Here is a 16,295-nt window from a genome sequence, read left to right on the forward strand (position 1 = left end):
TGCGGCGCCATATCGGGCCGTGGGCAAAACGGGTAGGGCGAATTGAAAAGCGGAATTCTTTCAGGAAAGGTCGAGCCCGCCACGCATTGGGCGATTATCGGCCTTTTCATTTTGGCATCGATCAGTGCCCTGTCCTTTGCGCAGGCCTTCTTCATTCCCGTTGTCTTCGCGATTTTTCTGGCGCTGATCTTCAGCCCGGTCCGGCGGTTTCTGGGGCGCGCAGGTATCGGCCCGGCTTTTGCCGCAGCCATTATCATGACGGTCTTCTGCCTCGCCGCCTTCACGACGCTGTATGTCATCTCCAACTCGCTCGCGACCATCCTCAGCGATGAGCCGCAGATCATGAACCGGATCCAGGCGCGCCTGCAGGAGATTTCCGGCGTTCTTGAGCCGGTCCGCGAGGCCGGCAAGAAAATCGAGGAAATGCAGGGCAGCAATCAGGGCCCTGAACGGGTCGTGGTGCGCGAAGAGGGTATTTTCAGCCTCTGGGCGGAGACCACGCCTTATGTACTGGGCCAGGCCGCGCTCGCCATTGTGCTGGCGACTTTCCTGATCGGTTCGGGCGACATGTTCTATGAAAAGCTGGTGCGCGTGATGCCCACCGTGTCACGCAAGAAGACGTCGGTTGGCATTGCCCGCGAGGTCGAAAACCAGCTCTCGACCTATTTTCTGACAATCTTCGTCATCAACCTGTTTCTGGGCGTCGTAATCGGGGTCTCCATGTGGGCACTTGGTATGCCCGACCCGGTCTTTTTCGGTGTTATCGCGTTTGCGCTAAACTTCATTCCCTATGTCGGCTCCCTGGCGGGCATCGGCTTTGCCTTCGTGATGGCGCTGGTCACCTTCGACAGCCTGCTGATGACCCTCGCGCCGCCCTTCGTCTACTGGCTGATCAACACGGCTGAAGGTCAGTTCCTGACGCCTGTGGCGGTTGGCCGGCGGCTGAAACTCAATGCGGTAGCGGTGTTTCTGTCGCTCGCCTTCTGGGCCTGGCTCTGGTCCTTCGTTGGGATGTTCCTGTCGACGCCGATGCTGATCGCGCTGAAAGCCTTTACCGAGCGCACGAGTGAACTGTCATGGCTGGATACTTTTCTTCAGGGGCGCACCGAATGCGACCCGAACGATAATGCGATTGTCCATGATGTGCTGGATGACGATGGCACAGATGCCTGCGACGCGCCGGACGCGATCCCCGAGGAGGAGCTTGCAGAAGGCCCCGCGGCCGGGACCGAAGAAATGGCCGATGAGGATGAAGAGGACAAGCTGGCGCCTTCGATCAGCTAGTCCGTTTCTGCCTGGACCTCGTCCAGGCCAAGCGCGGCAAACACCGCAAGGCCGCTCATGACAGCAAGGACGGCGATGACAATGGCAACGCCTGTGAACTCTGCCAGCAGGCTGAAGACCCCGCCCAAAGCGAGCAGGATGCCGATGATCGTGTTCGAAAGCGCGGTGTAGGCGGCTCTCGTGTCCCGCGTTGCCATATCGACAAGGTGGGTGGAGCGCCCGAGCCGGACCCCCTGATAGGCCAGCATCAACGCAAAAATCATGGCAGGCAGCGCCCAGACCGCCTCAAGCAGGCCAAGCGCGTTGAGGACAAGAGTCGCCACAAGGGCGAGCGTGGCGGCGATGGCGGAAAAGATCAGGACCTTCCGGCTCGACCGGTCGGCAAGCCGGCCCCAGATATAGGAGCTGAAAAGGGCGGCGCCTGCGGACGCAATCACAAGAAGGCCGAGCCCCCCGAAGGCGTTTCCTGCCTCTTCGCTCGTGCCCAGAGCCACCATGAAAGGCGGGGCGAGCGCCGTAGAGATGAGCAGGCCGCGCGTCGCGATAAAACGGCGAAGCTGCGCGTCCCTTGCCAGCAGGCCGAAATTTTCCCTGGCGGCGGCAAGGGGATTTGCGCCGCCTTCTGTAGCGCCGGCTTCTTCCTGCAGCGTGGAGAAGAGTACCGATGCGATCAGCCACAGGCCGGCCGCGACGAACAGGCCGGCGATGACCACGGGCATCCGCTCCAGCTCACCCGTTGTAAGAATGGTGCCGAAAAAGATGACGAAGAGGGCCGCCGTCGAACTTGCCGTGCCGGTGGCAGTGCCGCGGCGCGCCTTGGAGACGGTCTTGCCGAGGACATCCTTATAGGTGACCGAGCAGACGCTGCGGGCAAGTGCGAGGACGCCAAGGGCAAGAACAATGGCAAAGCCTGCTGCCGCGCCCTCAAGAAACAGGGCGGCGAGCGCGATTGCTGCGGCGCTGAGGCCCTGGATGGCGCTGCCAGCACACCAGGCCCATTTGCGCTTTGAAAGCCGCCGGAGGCTGGCGGCGGTCAGAAGCTGGGGCAGGAGGGCGCCCGATTCCCTTACCGGGACGAGCAGGCCGATGAAGACCGCCGGAGCGCCAAGCTGGGTGAGCAGCCAGGAGAGGACGAGCTTGGGATCGATCAGCCCGTCAGCCGTTTTGGTCGCGCCGAGTGAAACGATGTGGGTGAGGAAATTCTTGGGCTGGTCGTTGCAGGCGCTTTCGGGAATGTCGCGGCAGACACGTCCTTCATCGTCTGATGTCAGCATTCGATAGACTTTATCGAGCGTCGTATCGGCCATTGCGCTCCCCCTTCTCCCCTTATCCTGAGCGCAGATAGCGTACGCCGGAGGGGCGTCAATGCCGGGACGGAAGGCGAGGTAAAGAGGTGCCCCAGCGGGAGAGCTTCCCGGGCGCCCTCTGATATATTTCGCAAAAAGACTCACTTGAGGACGAGTGGTGCGGAACGTCGTCTTTGCGTGGTCCGTTTACAGGACATGACGGATACGACAGAGACGAAGCCGCAATCCTTCCGGGGCCGCATCAAGGCCATGGCGAAGGGCCCTCTCTTCTATCCAATTTCGGTTCTCGTCGGTTTTCTGGAGGGCAGTTTTGTCGTCGTGCCGATGGAGCCGGTCTTCATTCCGATGATGGTGATGAAGCGCAAACAGGCCTGGCTTGTCGCCCTGGCACTATTGCTTGGCAATGTTCTGGGGGGGCTTCTGATCTACTGGCTGGGCGCGCTCCTGGCCGATGATGTCATCCAGCCGCTCATCTCCATGTTCGACGCCCAGCAGAGCTATGATGAGACCGTGCGGAAGCTGAAAGAGGAGGGCTTTACAACGCTCTTCATGATCGGGGTCACGCCCTTTCCGTTTCAGGTCGGGGTCGCGGCGGCCGGTGCAGCAGGGTTCTCCGTTGCACTTTTCGTCATTGCCGTCGCCGCGTCGCGGTCCATCCGTTTCCTGGTGATCGCCTTCCTCGTCATGCTGGTTGGCCAGCGCGCTGAGGATGTCCTGCGCAAATATGACGTGGAAATCCTGATCGGTGGCCTGCTCATCTTCGCCGGCTTTGCGACCTATCTCGTCTTCTTTGCCTGACGCGGCGTCCGGTCGTCTCTGCGCTTGATATCCTCCCCGGCCTCGTTTTCTATCGGCTGCAACCGCGCAAGGAGTGATACGGTCATGGCAGGACAGGTTCAGGGACATTGCGATCCCAGGTTCTCAGAGCTTCGCGACGAGTTCGAGCGCAATTTCGCCGAGCGGGGAGAGAAGGGGGCTTCGGTCTGCCTCAGTCTCGGCGGGGAAACGCTGGTCGACCTCTGGGGCGGGGTGGCCGATGTCAAGACGGGTGAGGCCTGGCGCGAGGAGACGGTGGGGATTGTCTTTTCCTGCACCAAGGCGGCGACGGCGATTTGCGCCCATATCCTTGTCGACCGGGGCGAGCTGGAGCTGCAGGCGCCCGTCTCGAAATACTGGCCGGAGTTTGCCAAGGCCGGCAAGGAAAAGACGACTGTGCAGATGATGCTGAACCATGAAAGCGGCATTCCTGCGCTGCGTGAGCCGGTCAAGGAAAAGGGCTTTCTGGACTGGGACTATATGGTCAAGCGGATGGAGGACGAGCCTGCCTGGTGGGAGCCTGGCACACGCAATGGCTATCACATGCTCAATTTCGGCTGGACGGTTGGCGAGCTGGTCCGCCGGGTGTCTGGCAAATCGCTGGGACAGTTCTTCGCCGATGAAGTGGCCGGGCCAACGGGGGCGAGCTTCTGGATCGGCCTGCCGGATGGGGTGGAACCGCACATTGCCGACATCCTGCCGTACACCCCGCAGAAGGGAGATCCTGTCTCAGACTTTGCGCGCATGCTTGTCAGCGATCCAAATTCCATTCAGGCGCTGGGCTTCGCGAATAATGGCGGCTGGGGCGCCAATGACGAGGATGCGCACCGGGCAGAGATTGGTGCGGCTGGCGGTATCTCGAATGCCCGGGGTCAGGTGGCGATGTATACGCCGCTTGCTGTCAATGACGGCTCTATCGTTTCCAGAGACCGGGTCGAGGCCATGTCGATGGTGGCAACTGCGACCCAGCGCGATGCCACCCTGCTGGTGCCCACCCGGTTCGCGGCAGGCTTCATGAAGTCCATGGACAATCGCGGCCAGCCGGGAGCACAGGCGCAGTCCGTCCTCATGGGCAAGGACGCATTCGGCCATGTCGGCGCTGGCGGGCAGATCGGATTTGCCGACCCGGAATGCGGGATGGCCTTTAGCTATACCATGTCGCAGATGGGCCTTGGCATGTTCATGAACGAGCGGGGCCAGTCGCTGATCGATGCGGCCTATAAGGGACTTGGCTATCGCACGAATGCGCCGGGAGCATGGGTACGCTAGCGGGGTCGTCTAGCCGGCTTCGCGCTGGAACATGGCCGAGCTTTCCATACCGAATTCGATCTGCAGCACCATATGGGCGTCACCTGCAGAGAGCGGCTTGCTGTAATAATAGCCCTGGATCTGACCTGCGCCGAGGTCGCAGATCAGGTCGAACTGTTCCTGTGTCTCCACGCCTTCGACAATACAGTCGAGGCCCATATTCTCACACAGATTCAGAATGGAGCGCAGGACATTTGCGCTCTTTTCATTGCGGGGAAGGTCGCGCACGAAGCTGCGGTCGACCTTGAGCGCATCGATGGGAAGGCGGTGGACATAGGCGAGACTGGAAAAGCCAGTGCCGAAATCGTCGATTGCGATCCGCGCGCCGGCTGCCTTGATTTCCTCAAGCACTTCGAGCGCGCTGTCGAAATCCTTCAGCACCGCGGACTCCGTTATCTCGAAGACAAGGCGTGACACGGGGAATTCCTGCTGCTCTGCAATCGAGAGCAGCCGCGAGACCGCCCCAGGCATGTTCAGGCTGATCGCTGAGAGGTTGAAGCTGAGCGTAAGGTGTTCGGGCCAGTGGCGTGCTTCGCAGACGGCCTTGCGGAACAGGACCTCGCTGAGATGACCGATGATGCCGGTAATTTCCGCAATCTTGATGAAGCGGTCCGGGCGGACATGGCCGAGCGTCGGTGAGTACCAGCGCGCCAGCGCTTCAAGCCCGCAGGAGTGTCCGGCCTCCAGGTCCAGAACGGGCTGGAATTCGACAGACATTTCCTGCTCAAGGTCGGCATGGCGCAGCGCCTGCTCCATGGCGCTGTGGGCGAAGACGAGCTTTTCGTGTTCGTGGGAGAAGAAGACCGGCTCTGACTTCTGATGTTCCTTGGCATAGTAAAGCGCATAGTCAGCCCGGTCGAAAAGATCGCCGCAGGTTTCCGCCGTATCTGGATAGCGGGCAAGGCCGATGGTCGCCGAGAGGTTGGCTGTGCCTTCGTCGAAGCGAAAGGTCTCGCGCAGTGCCTCACAGGCCATGCCCGCAAGGGCCATCACGGACTCATCGTCAACTGGAGAGCGGATGATCAAGCCAAACTCGTCGACGGAAAGCCGGGCAATCGAGACCTCCTCGTGCTCGAATACCTTTTTCAGGCGCCGGCTTGTTTCCACCAGGACGGCGTCACCGGCCTGGTGGCCGAACACGTCATTGATGGCCTTGAAGCCGTCGAGATCAAGGAGGGCGATAACGAAGCTGCTGCTTCGTTTACGGGAACGATTGGCGAGGTCCTCGATATCCGAAAGATATTTGCGACGGTTGGGAAGGCCGGTGAGATCATCCGTATTCGCCAGACGCATATTTTCCTCATAGAGGCCTTGCAGCCTCTGGTGCTGGGCACGCTGGTCGACCTTCTGTCTTATCATCCGGACAAAATCACGTTCCATTCCGTTGAGGATGATCCCCAGGAGAATCGCAACGAGCGCGAAATTCAGGGCGATGCCCCAATAGGAGAGCTGGGCTTCCAGCATCAGCAGGCCGCAGGTCAGCGGCGTGACGGTCGCGAGCGTTGCAAATGAGGCCTGGCGCAGATGCGCAAGGCAGAAGGCGCAGGCCGTTACGGACACCGCATTGAAAACAATTGCCTGCGCGTTCTGGCCAGCATCGCCATAAGGCAGGAAGAGCATGCCCCATACACCCAGTATGGCACTCACCGGCACCACGAGAGCGACGGTCTGGCGGAGTTTCCTCACGACCTGGGCGTCGGATAGACGGTCAATCCTGAGCTTCGAGAAGGACCATATCCGGGTGACCATGAAAATAACTGCAACAACCGGCAGATAGATGGTCATGTATGAAGGCGCCGGAGAGCTCAGCTGGGAGACGGACAGAACGATCAGGTTGATGATGAGAAGGCCATACATCAACGGAACGTGCCTGCTGAGGACCTCAAGGCGCGCGCGATTTACCTCTGTGTCAGCCGCGTCAATTCTCATGAAGTCGCGTATTCTTGACAGCACTGGGGTGAACCTTTCTGATCTACCGAGGTTCGGGCATATTTGAGCTTGTTTAAACTCGCTTTTCTAGAAAGAGTGATATTTCATCTAATTCGCTAATGAGTTGTGTCGATCCTGAAGGACCGCGTGTGCAAGCCGGTGCTTGTCTGGGGAGGGGGAGGCCGCCACATGGTGGCGCATCAGATGCCCGGACCCGGAGGGACGCCGCCGTGACTTCACTGTCATCCAACCCAGACGATTTCGTCGCCGCTTTCACGTCAGACACGCTGCCGATCACAGGACGGATTGCGCGTATGGGGCCGCGTTCCCTGTCGCCGATCCTGCACCGTCATGCCTATCCTGACCATCTGGGCGAGATACTTGGCGAGGCCGTGCTCCTGTCCACGCTGGTCGGATCGGCCATGAAGTTCCAGGGCCGGATCATGGCGCAGGCCGAGGGCGATGGGCCTGTCTCGATGCTGGTCGGCGAATACCGCACCGATGGCGGCGTGCGGGCCTATTCCCGCTTCGAGCCGGATCGCTGGGCCTATCTTGAGAAGGTGAACAAGGGCGCCAAGCCTCACATGCCGCAACTGTTCGGACCGCAGGGGGCGCTGGCCCTTATCATCGTGCAGGACACTGAGCATGTGCAGCCCTATCAGGGCATCGTTCCGCTCAACAAGGGCACGCTGGCCGAATGCGCCGAGGACTATTTCCGCCAGTCCCAGCAGGTGCAGACCTGTCTGGCGCTATCTGTCAGGCGCGACGCGGCCGGTGACTGGCATGCTGGCGGCATGATGATCCAGAAGCTCGCCGGTGACGACTCGCGCGGCGACACTGAAGAAGGCTGGCGTGAGGCGCAGGCGCTGTTCGCGACACTGCAGCCCGATGAACTCTGTTCAGAAGAGATATCCGCCGAAGACCTGCTCTTCCGTCTTTTCCATGAGGGCGGGGTGCGTATGCAGTCGCCAGAGCCGCTGGATGACAGCTGCACCTGCAATGAGGAGCGGTTGCGCCATACGCTGGCGGGGATGCCTGACGAGTCGCTTCATGAGATGGCCGAGGAAGACGGCACGCTGGGCGTCGACTGCCAGTTCTGCGCGCGCCATTACGACATCCCGGTCGAGGCCGTGACCGGATCCACGAACTAGCGGCCGCGACGCTCTCCGGTGCTCGCTGCTTCCCGTGAGGTCAGCATTGATCCGGCGGGGCGAGTTAGGCTTCAACGGGATGGAAGAGGACTGGCAGCCGCCAGTCCTTTCTGTGCAATAAGCTGGAGGACCTGACCGTGGCGAAAACGAACAAGACCTGGATCCTGAAGAAACGCCCGGTTGGCGATGTCAGCGAGGGCGACCTTGAACTGGTCGAGACGCCTGTGCGCGAGCTCAAGGACGGCGAAGTCTGCATCCGCACGCTCTACCTCTCCCTCGACCCCACCAACCGCATATGGATGTCAGACCGTGAGCAGTATATGCCGCCGGTCCAGATCGGCGATCCGATGCGCGGCGGCGGTATCTCCGTGGTCGAGGAAAGCCGGTTCGACGGGCTGGAGCCGGGCGATATCGTCAATACCGGGCTCGGCCAGTGGTCGCTCTATCAGGTGAAACCCGGCGCTGAGGTCAACAAGCTGCCAGAGCTTCCAGGCGTGCCGCTGACGGCCTTCATGGGCCCGCTCGGCATGACGGGGATGACGGCTTATTTCGGTCTCATGGATATCGGCAAGCCGAAAGCCGGCGAGACCGTGGTCGTCTCGGCGGCAGCTGGGGCGGTCGGCTCCATGGTCGGCCAGATCGCCAAGATCCAGGGCTGCCGCGCGGTCGGGATCGCGGGGTCTGACGAGAAGTGCAAATGGCTGACAGAGGTCGCCGGTTTCGATGCGGCGATCAACTACAAGAAGGAAGACGTCGGCGAGGCGCTGGACCGCCATTGCCCGGACGGGATCGACATCAATTTCGAGAATGTTGGCGGTGAGATCATGGATACGATCCTGATGCGCCTCAATGATTTTGCGCGCATGCCGCTCTGCGGGCTCATCTCCTCCTATAATGCGACCGAGCCGGTGCCGGGGCCGTACAATTTCTCCATGCTGCTGATGCGCCATGTGACGCTGAAGGGCTATATCGTGACCGACTATATCGAGCGCTTTGCCGAAGGCATGCAGGCGATGGCCGGCTGGCTGATGGAAGGGAAGATCAAGTTCGAGACCGATGTGGTCGAAGGGCTTGAGAAGGCGCCGGGCTCGCTCGAGCGGCTCTTCAGTGGCAAGAATCTCGGCAAGCTGGTGGTCGAGGTCTCCACGCCCGAGGGCTAAACACTCTCCGACCGGCCAGGGCCAACGTCTAGGTAGCTGTCTGCATGACACAGACAGAGCTGCCCCATGGGCAATGACGAGACGCGGCCGCTGGCATTTGTCCTGACCGCAAGGCAGGCCCAGTGCCCGCCGCCTGGCGACTGGCGCGGCTGGCTGGCGCTTGGCGGGCGCGGGTCAGGCAAGACGCGCGCCGGGGCGGAATGGACGCGGGTTTCTGCGCTATTTGGCGGCTGCGGCTCCATCGCGCTGATCGGGCCGACCCTGCACGATGTGCGCGAGACAATGATTGACGGGGTCTCCGGGCTCTGCCGGATCAGCCGTCCCGGCGAAGAACCGCCGGCCTATGAAGCGTCACGGCGCCGGCTCGTCTGGCCGAATGGCGCGGTGGCGCAGGCCTTTTCTGCTGAAGACCCCGATAGCCTGCGCGGTCCGCAATTCGATGCAGCCTGGTGCGATGAAGCCGGGGCCTGGCGTCAGGACATTGCGACATGGGACATGCTGCAGCTTGGCCTCCGGCTCGGCCGGCGTCCGCGTTCGGTGATTACCACAACACCGCGGCGCACGCCCCTGATCCGCCGTTTGATGAGCGATGCCGACATCAGCGTGACGCGCAGTTCGACGCGGGACAATGCCGGCTTCCTCTCGCCGGTCTTCCTGGCCCATATCGAAGCGAGCCTTGGCGGCACGCAGCTTGGCCGGCAGGAGCTGGAGGGCGAATTCATCGATGTCGAGGACGGTGTCTTCTGGACCCGCGCCATGCTGGAAGCGGCAAGGGCGGGGGCCTTGCCGGATACCTTTGCCGATGTCGTGGTGGCGGTCGATCCGCCGGTCAGTATCGGGGCCGATGCGGATGCCTGCGGCCTTGTCGCGGCCGGGACTGCAAATGCCCCTGGCGGGGGCGCGCATTTCTGGCTGATCGAGGATGCAACCATTCAGGGCTGCTCGCCGGTGGTGTGGGCGCAGGCAGCTGTAGACCTTGCCGAACGTGTGGGCGCGAGCCGGATTGTGGCCGAAGCCAATCAGGGCGGTGAGCTGGTGCGCAGCGTCTTGCGCGCGACGGGAAGTCTGCTGCCGATACAGCTTGTCCATGCCCAGCTTTCAAAGTCGGCGCGGGCCGCGCCGGTTCTTGCCCTCTATGAGCGGGGCCGGGTGTCCCATGCCGGGCATTTTCCCGACCTTGAAGACCAGATGCTGGAGTTTGGCGGCGCGCAGGCCTCGGGATCGCCGGACCGCGTGGATGCCCTCGTCTGGGCGATTGCGACGCTGGAAAGTGCCGTCGGTCGGCAGCCGCGCATCCGTCCGCTTTGAGATCATTTGAGGACGGCGCGAGCCGGTGCCGTCCGAAAGGCCCGTTACGTCTGGCTCAAACCCGTTTCGTCCGACCGGGAGGGCTCACCGGCTAGACATGTCTCAACGATGCAAAAGCCGGGGCGGGCAGGCGAGCCAGGTGCCCGGTGACCAGAGGAGAGACACGGATGAAATGGCCCTGGCAGACGGTCGAGACGCGCGCGGCGCATACCTCCTTCATTGCGCTGGCCAATCTGCCGGGGAGCGGCTGGGGCCAGACCGATGCGGGAAGCCTGATGCGTGATGGCTTTGCCGGCAATGCGATTGCCTATCGCTGTGTACGGATGATCGCCGAGGCGGCCGCCTCTATCCCGCTTTCGGCGTCAGATGAAAGTGTCGCCGGCCTTCTGTCGCGTCCGGCACCGGAGGCGGCGGGAAGGGTTCTGCTGGAACGGCTTTATGGCGACTTGCAGATTGCGGGAAATGCCTGGGCCGAGGCGGTGACGCTGCCGGGGGAGACCGCGCCCAAAGGCCTGTTCGCCCTTCGCGCGGATACGGTGCGACCTGAAACGAATGGGGAAGGCGGGCTGATCGGATGGGCTGTGCGCAAGCGGCGAGGCGAGCGTGTCATTCACCGAGAGGCCGATGGCTGGAGCCCTGTCCTCCATCTCAAACTCTATCATCCCTCGGATGGGGTCCTCGGGTTTTCGCCCATGGCGGCGGCGCGAAAGGCGCTGGACCTGCACAATGGCGCGGCCGCCTGGGCCAAGGCGCTGATCGAGAATGCAGCCCGGCCCTCCGGCGCGCTGGTCTATGGCGGTGACGGAGCGAGCCTGACGCCCGCCCAGTTCGACCGCCTCAAGGAAGAGCTGGAAAGCGCGCATACCGGCAAGTTCAATGCGGGCCGTCCGCTGCTGCTGGATGGCGGCCTCGACTGGAAGCCGATGTCGCTGTCGCCAGCCGAGATGGACTTTGCTGGCACACGCCATGCCGCTGCGCGGGAGATCGCGCTCGCCTTTGGCGTGCCGCCCATGCTGCTGGGTATTCCGGGAGATAATACGTATGCGACCTATAAGGAGGCGAACCTCGCTTTCTGGCGTCTCACCATCCTGCCGCTGGTCCAGAAAGTGGCCGACGCGCTGGGCGTCTGGCTGTCTGGGCGGTTCGACGAGGTGACGGTCAAGCCCGAGCTGGACGACGTGCCGGCCTTCTCTGCAGAGCGCGACGCGCTCTGGGCGCGCGTGGATGCGGCAAGCTTCCTCAGCGCAGCAGAGAAACGTGCGCTGGCGGGGGTCGAGCGATGATCGAACGTAAGCTGACAGCCGGTTTCTTGCTGGCGCTGGCAATCCAGACCGGCGGTGCGCTGGTCTGGGCCGGGGCGGCGGCTGCGCGCCTTTCAAGCCTGGAACAGCGCGCCGAGATCGCGCGGCCCATAGGCGAGCGGCTTGCCCGTGTGGAAGCCAATCTCGAGGCCATCGAGACCCAGCTCGGCCGGATCGAGATGCGGCTGGAGGCGGAGGATGAGTAGCGCCCCTGTCCTGATCGAGGGGTATGCGGCGCTTTTCGGTGTGGCGGACCTTTCGGGCGACGTGGTGCGGGCTGGCGCCTTTGCCACGAGCCTGCGGCGGGGCGGTGTCCCCATGCTGCTTCAACATAGAAGCGGCGCCGTCTCGGGCAGGTGGACCCGGATTTTGGAGGATGGGCGCGGCCTGTTCGTCCGTGGACTGATTGATCATGATGAGGCGCGGTCTCTGGCCAATGCCGGGCTGTGCGGGCTGTCCATCGGCTTTCGCGCCCGCCTCTGGAAGCCGCGCCCGGACCGTGGGCGCGACCTTATCAGCGTGGAGCTGGTCGAGATTTCGCTGGTGGCCGCGCCGATGCAGCCGCTGGCCCGGTTCAGACAGATTGGAAAGGCCGCACGGGCGGCCTGAGAGAGGAGAGACATGACCAAGGAAACAAAAATGGCGAGCAGCAATGAGGCGGCGCTGGCCCAGGATATGATGACCGCATTTGAGGCCTATAAGCAGGCCAATGATGAGCGTCTGGCTGAGATCGAAGCGAAAGGCAGCGCCGATGCGCTGCTCGATGCAAAGCTGAAAAAGCTCGATCGCCGGATCGACGAGATCAGCCTGAAAGCCGCACGCCCGGATGAGGGCGCCCCTGCCGCCACGGGCGGCGAGCGTTCCGAAGCCTGGGCCCGTTATATGCGCACCGGGGATGAGAGCGGGCTCTCGCACCTTGATGTGAAATCGCTTTCGTCCGGGACAGATGATCAAGGTGGTTACACCGCGCCGCCGGAGCTGGACCGGCTGATCGAGGCGCGCCTGATGCAGGCATCGCCGATGCGTCAGATTGCGAGCGTTCGCCAGACCACGGCCGGTGTTTACCGCAAGCCGGTGAGCCTGGGTGTGGGCGCGGCCTGGGCGGGGGAGACCGATGTGCGCCCGGAGACAACGACGGCAGGTCTCAGCCTGCTGGAGTTTCCGGCTGGTGAGCTTTATGCGATGCCCGCAGCGACGCAGACCCTGCTTAATGACAGCTATGCCGATGTCGATGAATGGCTGGCCGATGAGGTCGAGGCGGCCTTCTCTGTCCAGGAGAGCAAGGCGTTTGTCGACGGGGATGGAGATGGCAAGCCGCGCGGCTTTCTCGACTATGATGTCGTCGCAGAGGCCAGCCATGTCTGGGGCAAGATCGGATCCGTCGCGGGCGACTTTACCGCAAGCGATGCAGGCGACCAGATCATCGACCTGATCCAGACGCCGAAAAGCCAGTTCAGGGGCAATGGACGCTTTGTCATGAATCGCCGGACTGTGGCATCCATCCGTAAATTGAAGGATGGTGACGGGCGGTATCTCTGGCGGCCGGGGGTGAATGGCGAAGGCCAGACGATCTTCGGTTATCCGGTCACGGAGCTGGAAGACATGCCGGATATCGGCACGGGAAACGCGGCGATTGCCTTCGGTGACTTTCGCCGTGGCTATCTGATCGTCGACCGCCAGGGTGCGCAGGTGCTGCGCGATCCCTATTCGGCAAAACCCTATGTGCTTTTCTATACGACGAAGCGCGTTGGCGGCGGCGTCCAGAACTTCGACGCGATCAAGGCGATGGTCTTCTAGGATAAGCTGAGGACAAGGCTGGCGTTCCCGAGACGAGCGGGACGCCGGCCGGCATCGCCCGACCTCCCATTCAAACAACTGGTATCAATATGACAACGACGGTCATTACGCCGCCGGATGAAGGGCCTGTGTCTCTTCAGGAGGCGAAATCCTATCTGCGCCTTGGCCATGATGGTGAGGACGCTCTTGTGTCTTCACTGTTGGCGAGCGCCGTTTCAGTCGTGGAGGAGGCCGTTGGGCTAAGCCTGGTGGCGCGTACCTTGCGGCGGAGCTTCAATGACTGGCCCCGTGAGCTTCTGTGGCAACGCGAAATGCGCCTGCGGCCCGGACCGGTCAAAACGCTTCTGGCCGTGCGTGTTGTTGACGGATCAGGCGATGAAACGCTGCTGGCTGAACGCTTCCGGCTTGAGGACGGGCGGCTGAATGTCTCCCGCCGGTCCGGACTGCCCGTCATTCCTGAAGGCGGACGGGCCGAAATCGACTTTGTTTCGGGCTTTGGCGCTCCCGCAGATGTGCCGGGTGACCTCAAGCTTGCGGTGCAGATGGTCCTCGAAGCCGCGTACACACGGCGGGGCGAAGATGTGCCGTCCATTCCGGAGAGTGCGGCCTCGATTGTCTCGGCGCGCCGGGAGGTGCGGCTATGAGCGCTGACGGTATGTCCACCGGGATGGAAGCGGACCTGCAGGGCGCGTTGCTGGCGGTGCTGCGCACGGATGCCGCGCTCCAGTCCAGCCTGGGCTCGCCGGCGAGGATTTTTGATGCAGAGACGGAGTCGCCGGTCTTTCCATGCATCGAACTCGAGCGCCACGAGGTGCGCCCACGCGGTGCTTCAGGCGCAGACGGCGAGGCCCATACGCTGAGTTTTGGTCTGCGCTCGCGTAGTGGCGGGCGGGCTGAAGCCATGCGGCTTCTGGGAGGGCTTCGCCGGGCGGTCGAACGCGCAAGGCCCGGTCTTGCAGGTCAGCGCATCGTGTTGGTCCAGCCGGTCTATGCCGACGTCATGCGCACGCCGGACCTCAGAGAGTTCCGCGGTATACTTCGTGTACGTATTATAACAGAGGAGGCGGTCTGATGGCAGGTCAGAAAGGCCGCGATGTCCTGATCAGGATATCGGACGGCGCCGAGCCGGAGAGCTTCAACACTGTAGCGGGCGTTCGCACCAGCACGTTCGAGCTGAACCAGAAGGGCGTCGATGCGACCAGTATGGAAAGTCCGGACGGGTGGCGCGAGCTGCTGGCGGGCGCCGGGCTGCGCTGGGTGCGCGTGCGCGGGCGCGGCCTGTTCAAGGATGCGGCCAGCGACGAGCGGATGCGGGCTGTTTTCATGGGCGGTGAGCTCTGCCGCTTCCGCCTGACCGTTCCGGGGCTGGGTGAGCTGACCGGGCCGTTCCAGATCTCGCAGCTTGGCTGGGGCGGCACGCATGATGGCGAGGCGACCTTTTCCATCGACCTGCAAAGCGCCGGCGCGATTTCCTTTGAGGCCGCATCATGAACGGGGCGCGCGGAGAAGTTGCCATCATGATCGATGGCAGGGCGCGCACGCTCTGCCTGACGCTTGGCGCGCTGGCCGAGATAGAGACTGCGTTCGGCTGCCAGACACTTGGTGAACTGCAGGCGCGGATGCGCACCCTGTCGGCCAGTGAACTCATTGAAGTGCTCGCCTGCCTGCTGCGCGGCGGGGGAGAGACCGAGGCCGCGCAGGCGGTGGCCGCGCTGGGTGTGAAGCCCGCAGAGGCGGCGCGGGCGGTAGCGGAGGCGTTCCGTGCTGCCGTGGGCTGACATGGTTCAGGCGGCGGCGCGGCTGGGCATCTGCCCGGGGCGTTTCTGGCAGCTCAGCCTGCGGGAGTGGCGCTTTCTAAGCGGACAGGGCGGTCAGCCCCTTCAGAGGCGGGCCTTCGACCAGCTGATGCGCCTTCATCCAGACAAGGAGGGGTAACCGATGGACGGTTTCAATGAAGACATGGAACGGGCGGGCGAGGCTGTTGCCGCGCTTGCCGAAGGGCCGGGGCGTGAGGCGGCTGCTTCCCTGGAGGCGGCTTTCAGCGAGGCTGGGCAGAGTATCGAGGCGTCGCTGTCGCAGGCGGCGCGAACGGGAGAGGTCGATTTTGCGCAGATGGCGCAATCCGTCCTCGCCGATCTTGCCAGCATCGCGGCCGAAGCTGCGCTGGCACGCGCGGGCCTCGGTGCCTCCCAGGCCGCCTTCACGCTGAACTTTGCAGGCGGCGGACGGGAAAAGTCCGGTTCGCTGTCAACAAAAGAAATATCGAAGGCGGTCGCCAAGGCGGCCATGGTGGGCAGGAGGTTTGGATGAGCCTTGCGGACTTTCACGAAGGGCGCTTTCCTGTGGCAGCGGGGCCGGGCAGTTCCGGCGGCCCGGAATGGCGCACCGAAGCCCTGTCTCTCGCCAGCGGGCAGGAGGTGCGGAATGCCCGGTGGGCCAGTTCCCGCCGCCGGTGGGAGCTGGTGACTGCGCCGCTTGGTCCCGGTTCGCTCGTGCGGCTTGTCGACTTCTTCAATGCACGGCGCGGGCGTCTGCAGGGTTTTCGTTACCGCGACCCCACCGCGCATACGACAGCGCGGGGCGGCGGCTCTCCTGGCGCTTCTGATGAGATCCTTGGCTACGGTGACGGGGAAGAAAATGTCTTTAGTCTGATTATTGGGGGCGGGGTCTCAGTGAAGCGGATTTTGAAACCCGTCGCGGGATCGGTCCTGATCGGTGTGAACGGTGTGCCGGCCCTGTCGGGCTGGACCCTCAATCCAGCGACCGGGGATGTGATGTTCGACATCGCGCCGCCCGCGGGGGCGGAGGTCACGGCCGGCTTTGAGTACGACTGGCCGGTCCGTTTCGACACCGACACACTGGACATCAGCCACGATCAGCTTGGAAGCGGCCGCGTCGTCAGCCTTCCCCTGATAGAGCTTTCCTGAAAGCAGG

The 16,295-nt window shown here is 62.9% G+C and carries 19 protein-coding genes; 17 read left to right on the top strand and 2 right to left on the bottom strand.

The annotated features are described in order from the left end of the window. Positions 1 to 42 precede the first annotated feature (42 nt). Positions 43 to 1,284, top strand: coding sequence for an AI-2E family transporter (locus ABNU55_RS09030; RefSeq protein WP_290754840.1), 1,242 nt, complete (start codon positions 43 to 45; stop codon positions 1,282 to 1,284). Here ABNU55_RS09030 and ABNU55_RS09035 read toward each other — a convergent pair. Then, complete coding sequence (locus tag ABNU55_RS09035) at positions 1,281 to 2,591, bottom strand: MFS transporter (protein WP_290754838.1); 1,311 nt, start codon at positions 2,589 to 2,591, stop codon at positions 1,281 to 1,283. The genes ABNU55_RS09030 and ABNU55_RS09035 overlap by 4 nt on opposite strands. A 195-nt stretch (positions 2,592 to 2,786) precedes the next feature. On the opposite strand from ABNU55_RS09035, the gene ABNU55_RS09040 reads away from it, so the two are divergent. Continuing rightward, entirely contained in the window at positions 2,787 to 3,389 is a 603-nt protein-coding gene (locus ABNU55_RS09040) for a VTT domain-containing protein (RefSeq protein WP_290754837.1), read from the top strand. Between the two features lie 84 nt (positions 3,390 to 3,473). Next, a complete protein-coding gene (locus ABNU55_RS09045; protein ID WP_290754836.1) occupies positions 3,474 to 4,676 on the top strand; it encodes a serine hydrolase domain-containing protein in 1,203 nt (400 codons plus the stop codon). Positions 4,677 to 4,685: 9 nt separating this feature from the next. Here the strand turns inward: ABNU55_RS09045 and ABNU55_RS09050 are convergent, their stop codons facing one another. After that, on the bottom strand, positions 4,686 to 6,572 hold the full coding sequence (locus ABNU55_RS09050) for an EAL domain-containing protein (RefSeq protein WP_290754835.1): 1,887 nt from the start codon (positions 6,570 to 6,572) through the stop codon (positions 4,686 to 4,688). A 302-nt stretch (positions 6,573 to 6,874) separates the two neighbouring features. Between ABNU55_RS09050 and ABNU55_RS09055 the strand changes: the two genes are divergently transcribed. From ABNU55_RS09055 to ABNU55_RS09120, 14 genes are all read left to right on the top strand, one after another. Beyond that, on the top strand, positions 6,875 to 7,795 hold the full coding sequence (locus ABNU55_RS09055) for an Hsp33 family molecular chaperone HslO (protein ID WP_290754833.1): 921 nt from the start codon (positions 6,875 to 6,877) through the stop codon (positions 7,793 to 7,795). 137 nt (positions 7,796 to 7,932) lie between these two features. Further along, positions 7,933 to 8,955: an NADP-dependent oxidoreductase gene (locus ABNU55_RS09060; RefSeq protein WP_290754831.1), complete on the top strand. Its 1,023-nt coding sequence runs from the start codon at positions 7,933 to 7,935 to the stop codon at positions 8,953 to 8,955. 66 nt (positions 8,956 to 9,021) lie between these two features. Next, positions 9,022 to 10,263: a terminase family protein gene (locus ABNU55_RS09065; protein WP_348764314.1), complete on the top strand. Its 1,242-nt coding sequence runs from the start codon at positions 9,022 to 9,024 to the stop codon at positions 10,261 to 10,263. Between the two features lie 167 nt (positions 10,264 to 10,430). Next, a complete protein-coding gene (locus ABNU55_RS09070) occupies positions 10,431 to 11,546 on the top strand; it encodes a phage portal protein (protein ID WP_290752214.1) in 1,116 nt (371 codons plus the stop codon). Continuing rightward, positions 11,543 to 11,770 (top strand): hypothetical protein, encoded by a 228-nt coding sequence (locus tag ABNU55_RS09075; protein ID WP_290752217.1) that lies wholly within the window; start codon positions 11,543 to 11,545, stop codon positions 11,768 to 11,770. The genes ABNU55_RS09070 and ABNU55_RS09075 overlap by 4 nt, the downstream gene beginning before the upstream one ends. After that, a complete protein-coding gene (locus ABNU55_RS09080) occupies positions 11,763 to 12,173 on the top strand; it encodes an HK97 family phage prohead protease (RefSeq protein ID WP_290752219.1) in 411 nt (136 codons plus the stop codon). Before ABNU55_RS09075 ends, ABNU55_RS09080 begins: the two co-directional genes overlap by 8 nt. Positions 12,174 to 12,185: 12 nt before the next feature. Beyond that, positions 12,186 to 13,361 carry a phage major capsid protein gene (locus ABNU55_RS09085; RefSeq protein WP_290752221.1) on the top strand — a complete coding sequence of 392 codons (1,176 nt, stop codon included), beginning with the start codon at positions 12,186 to 12,188 and terminating at the stop codon, positions 13,359 to 13,361. Between the two features lie 89 nt (positions 13,362 to 13,450). Beyond that, complete coding sequence (locus ABNU55_RS09090) at positions 13,451 to 14,005, top strand: phage head-tail connector protein (protein ID WP_290752224.1); 555 nt, start codon at positions 13,451 to 13,453, stop codon at positions 14,003 to 14,005. After that, positions 14,002 to 14,433 (top strand): DUF3168 domain-containing protein, encoded by a 432-nt coding sequence (locus ABNU55_RS09095; protein ID WP_290752226.1) that lies wholly within the window; start codon positions 14,002 to 14,004, stop codon positions 14,431 to 14,433. The genes ABNU55_RS09090 and ABNU55_RS09095 overlap by 4 nt, the downstream gene beginning before the upstream one ends. Then, on the top strand, positions 14,433 to 14,852 hold the full coding sequence (locus ABNU55_RS09100) for a phage major tail protein, TP901-1 family (RefSeq protein WP_290752228.1): 420 nt from the start codon (positions 14,433 to 14,435) through the stop codon (positions 14,850 to 14,852). The genes ABNU55_RS09095 and ABNU55_RS09100 overlap by 1 nt, the downstream gene beginning before the upstream one ends. After that, positions 14,849 to 15,139 (top strand): gene transfer agent family protein, encoded by a 291-nt coding sequence (locus tag ABNU55_RS09105; protein WP_290752230.1) that lies wholly within the window; start codon positions 14,849 to 14,851, stop codon positions 15,137 to 15,139. Before ABNU55_RS09100 ends, ABNU55_RS09105 begins: the two co-directional genes overlap by 4 nt. A 1-nt stretch (position 15,140) precedes the next feature. Further along, positions 15,141 to 15,296 (top strand): phage tail assembly chaperone, encoded by a 156-nt coding sequence (locus ABNU55_RS09110; protein ID WP_348764318.1) that lies wholly within the window; start codon positions 15,141 to 15,143, stop codon positions 15,294 to 15,296. A gap of 3 nt (positions 15,297 to 15,299) precedes the next feature. Next, positions 15,300 to 15,671, top strand: a complete 372-nt coding sequence (locus ABNU55_RS09115) for a phage tail tape measure C-terminal domain-containing protein (protein WP_290752233.1) — start codon at positions 15,300 to 15,302, stop codon at positions 15,669 to 15,671. Beyond that, positions 15,668 to 16,288 carry a DUF2460 domain-containing protein gene (locus ABNU55_RS09120; RefSeq protein WP_290752235.1) on the top strand — a complete coding sequence of 207 codons (621 nt, stop codon included), beginning with the start codon at positions 15,668 to 15,670 and terminating at the stop codon, positions 16,286 to 16,288. The genes ABNU55_RS09115 and ABNU55_RS09120 overlap by 4 nt, the downstream gene beginning before the upstream one ends. Positions 16,289 to 16,295 lie beyond the last annotated feature (7 nt).

Origin of the sequence: uncultured Henriciella sp. (assembly GCF_964005855.1) — a bacterium.
Taxonomy (GTDB): Bacteria; Pseudomonadota; Alphaproteobacteria; order Caulobacterales; family Hyphomonadaceae; genus Henriciella.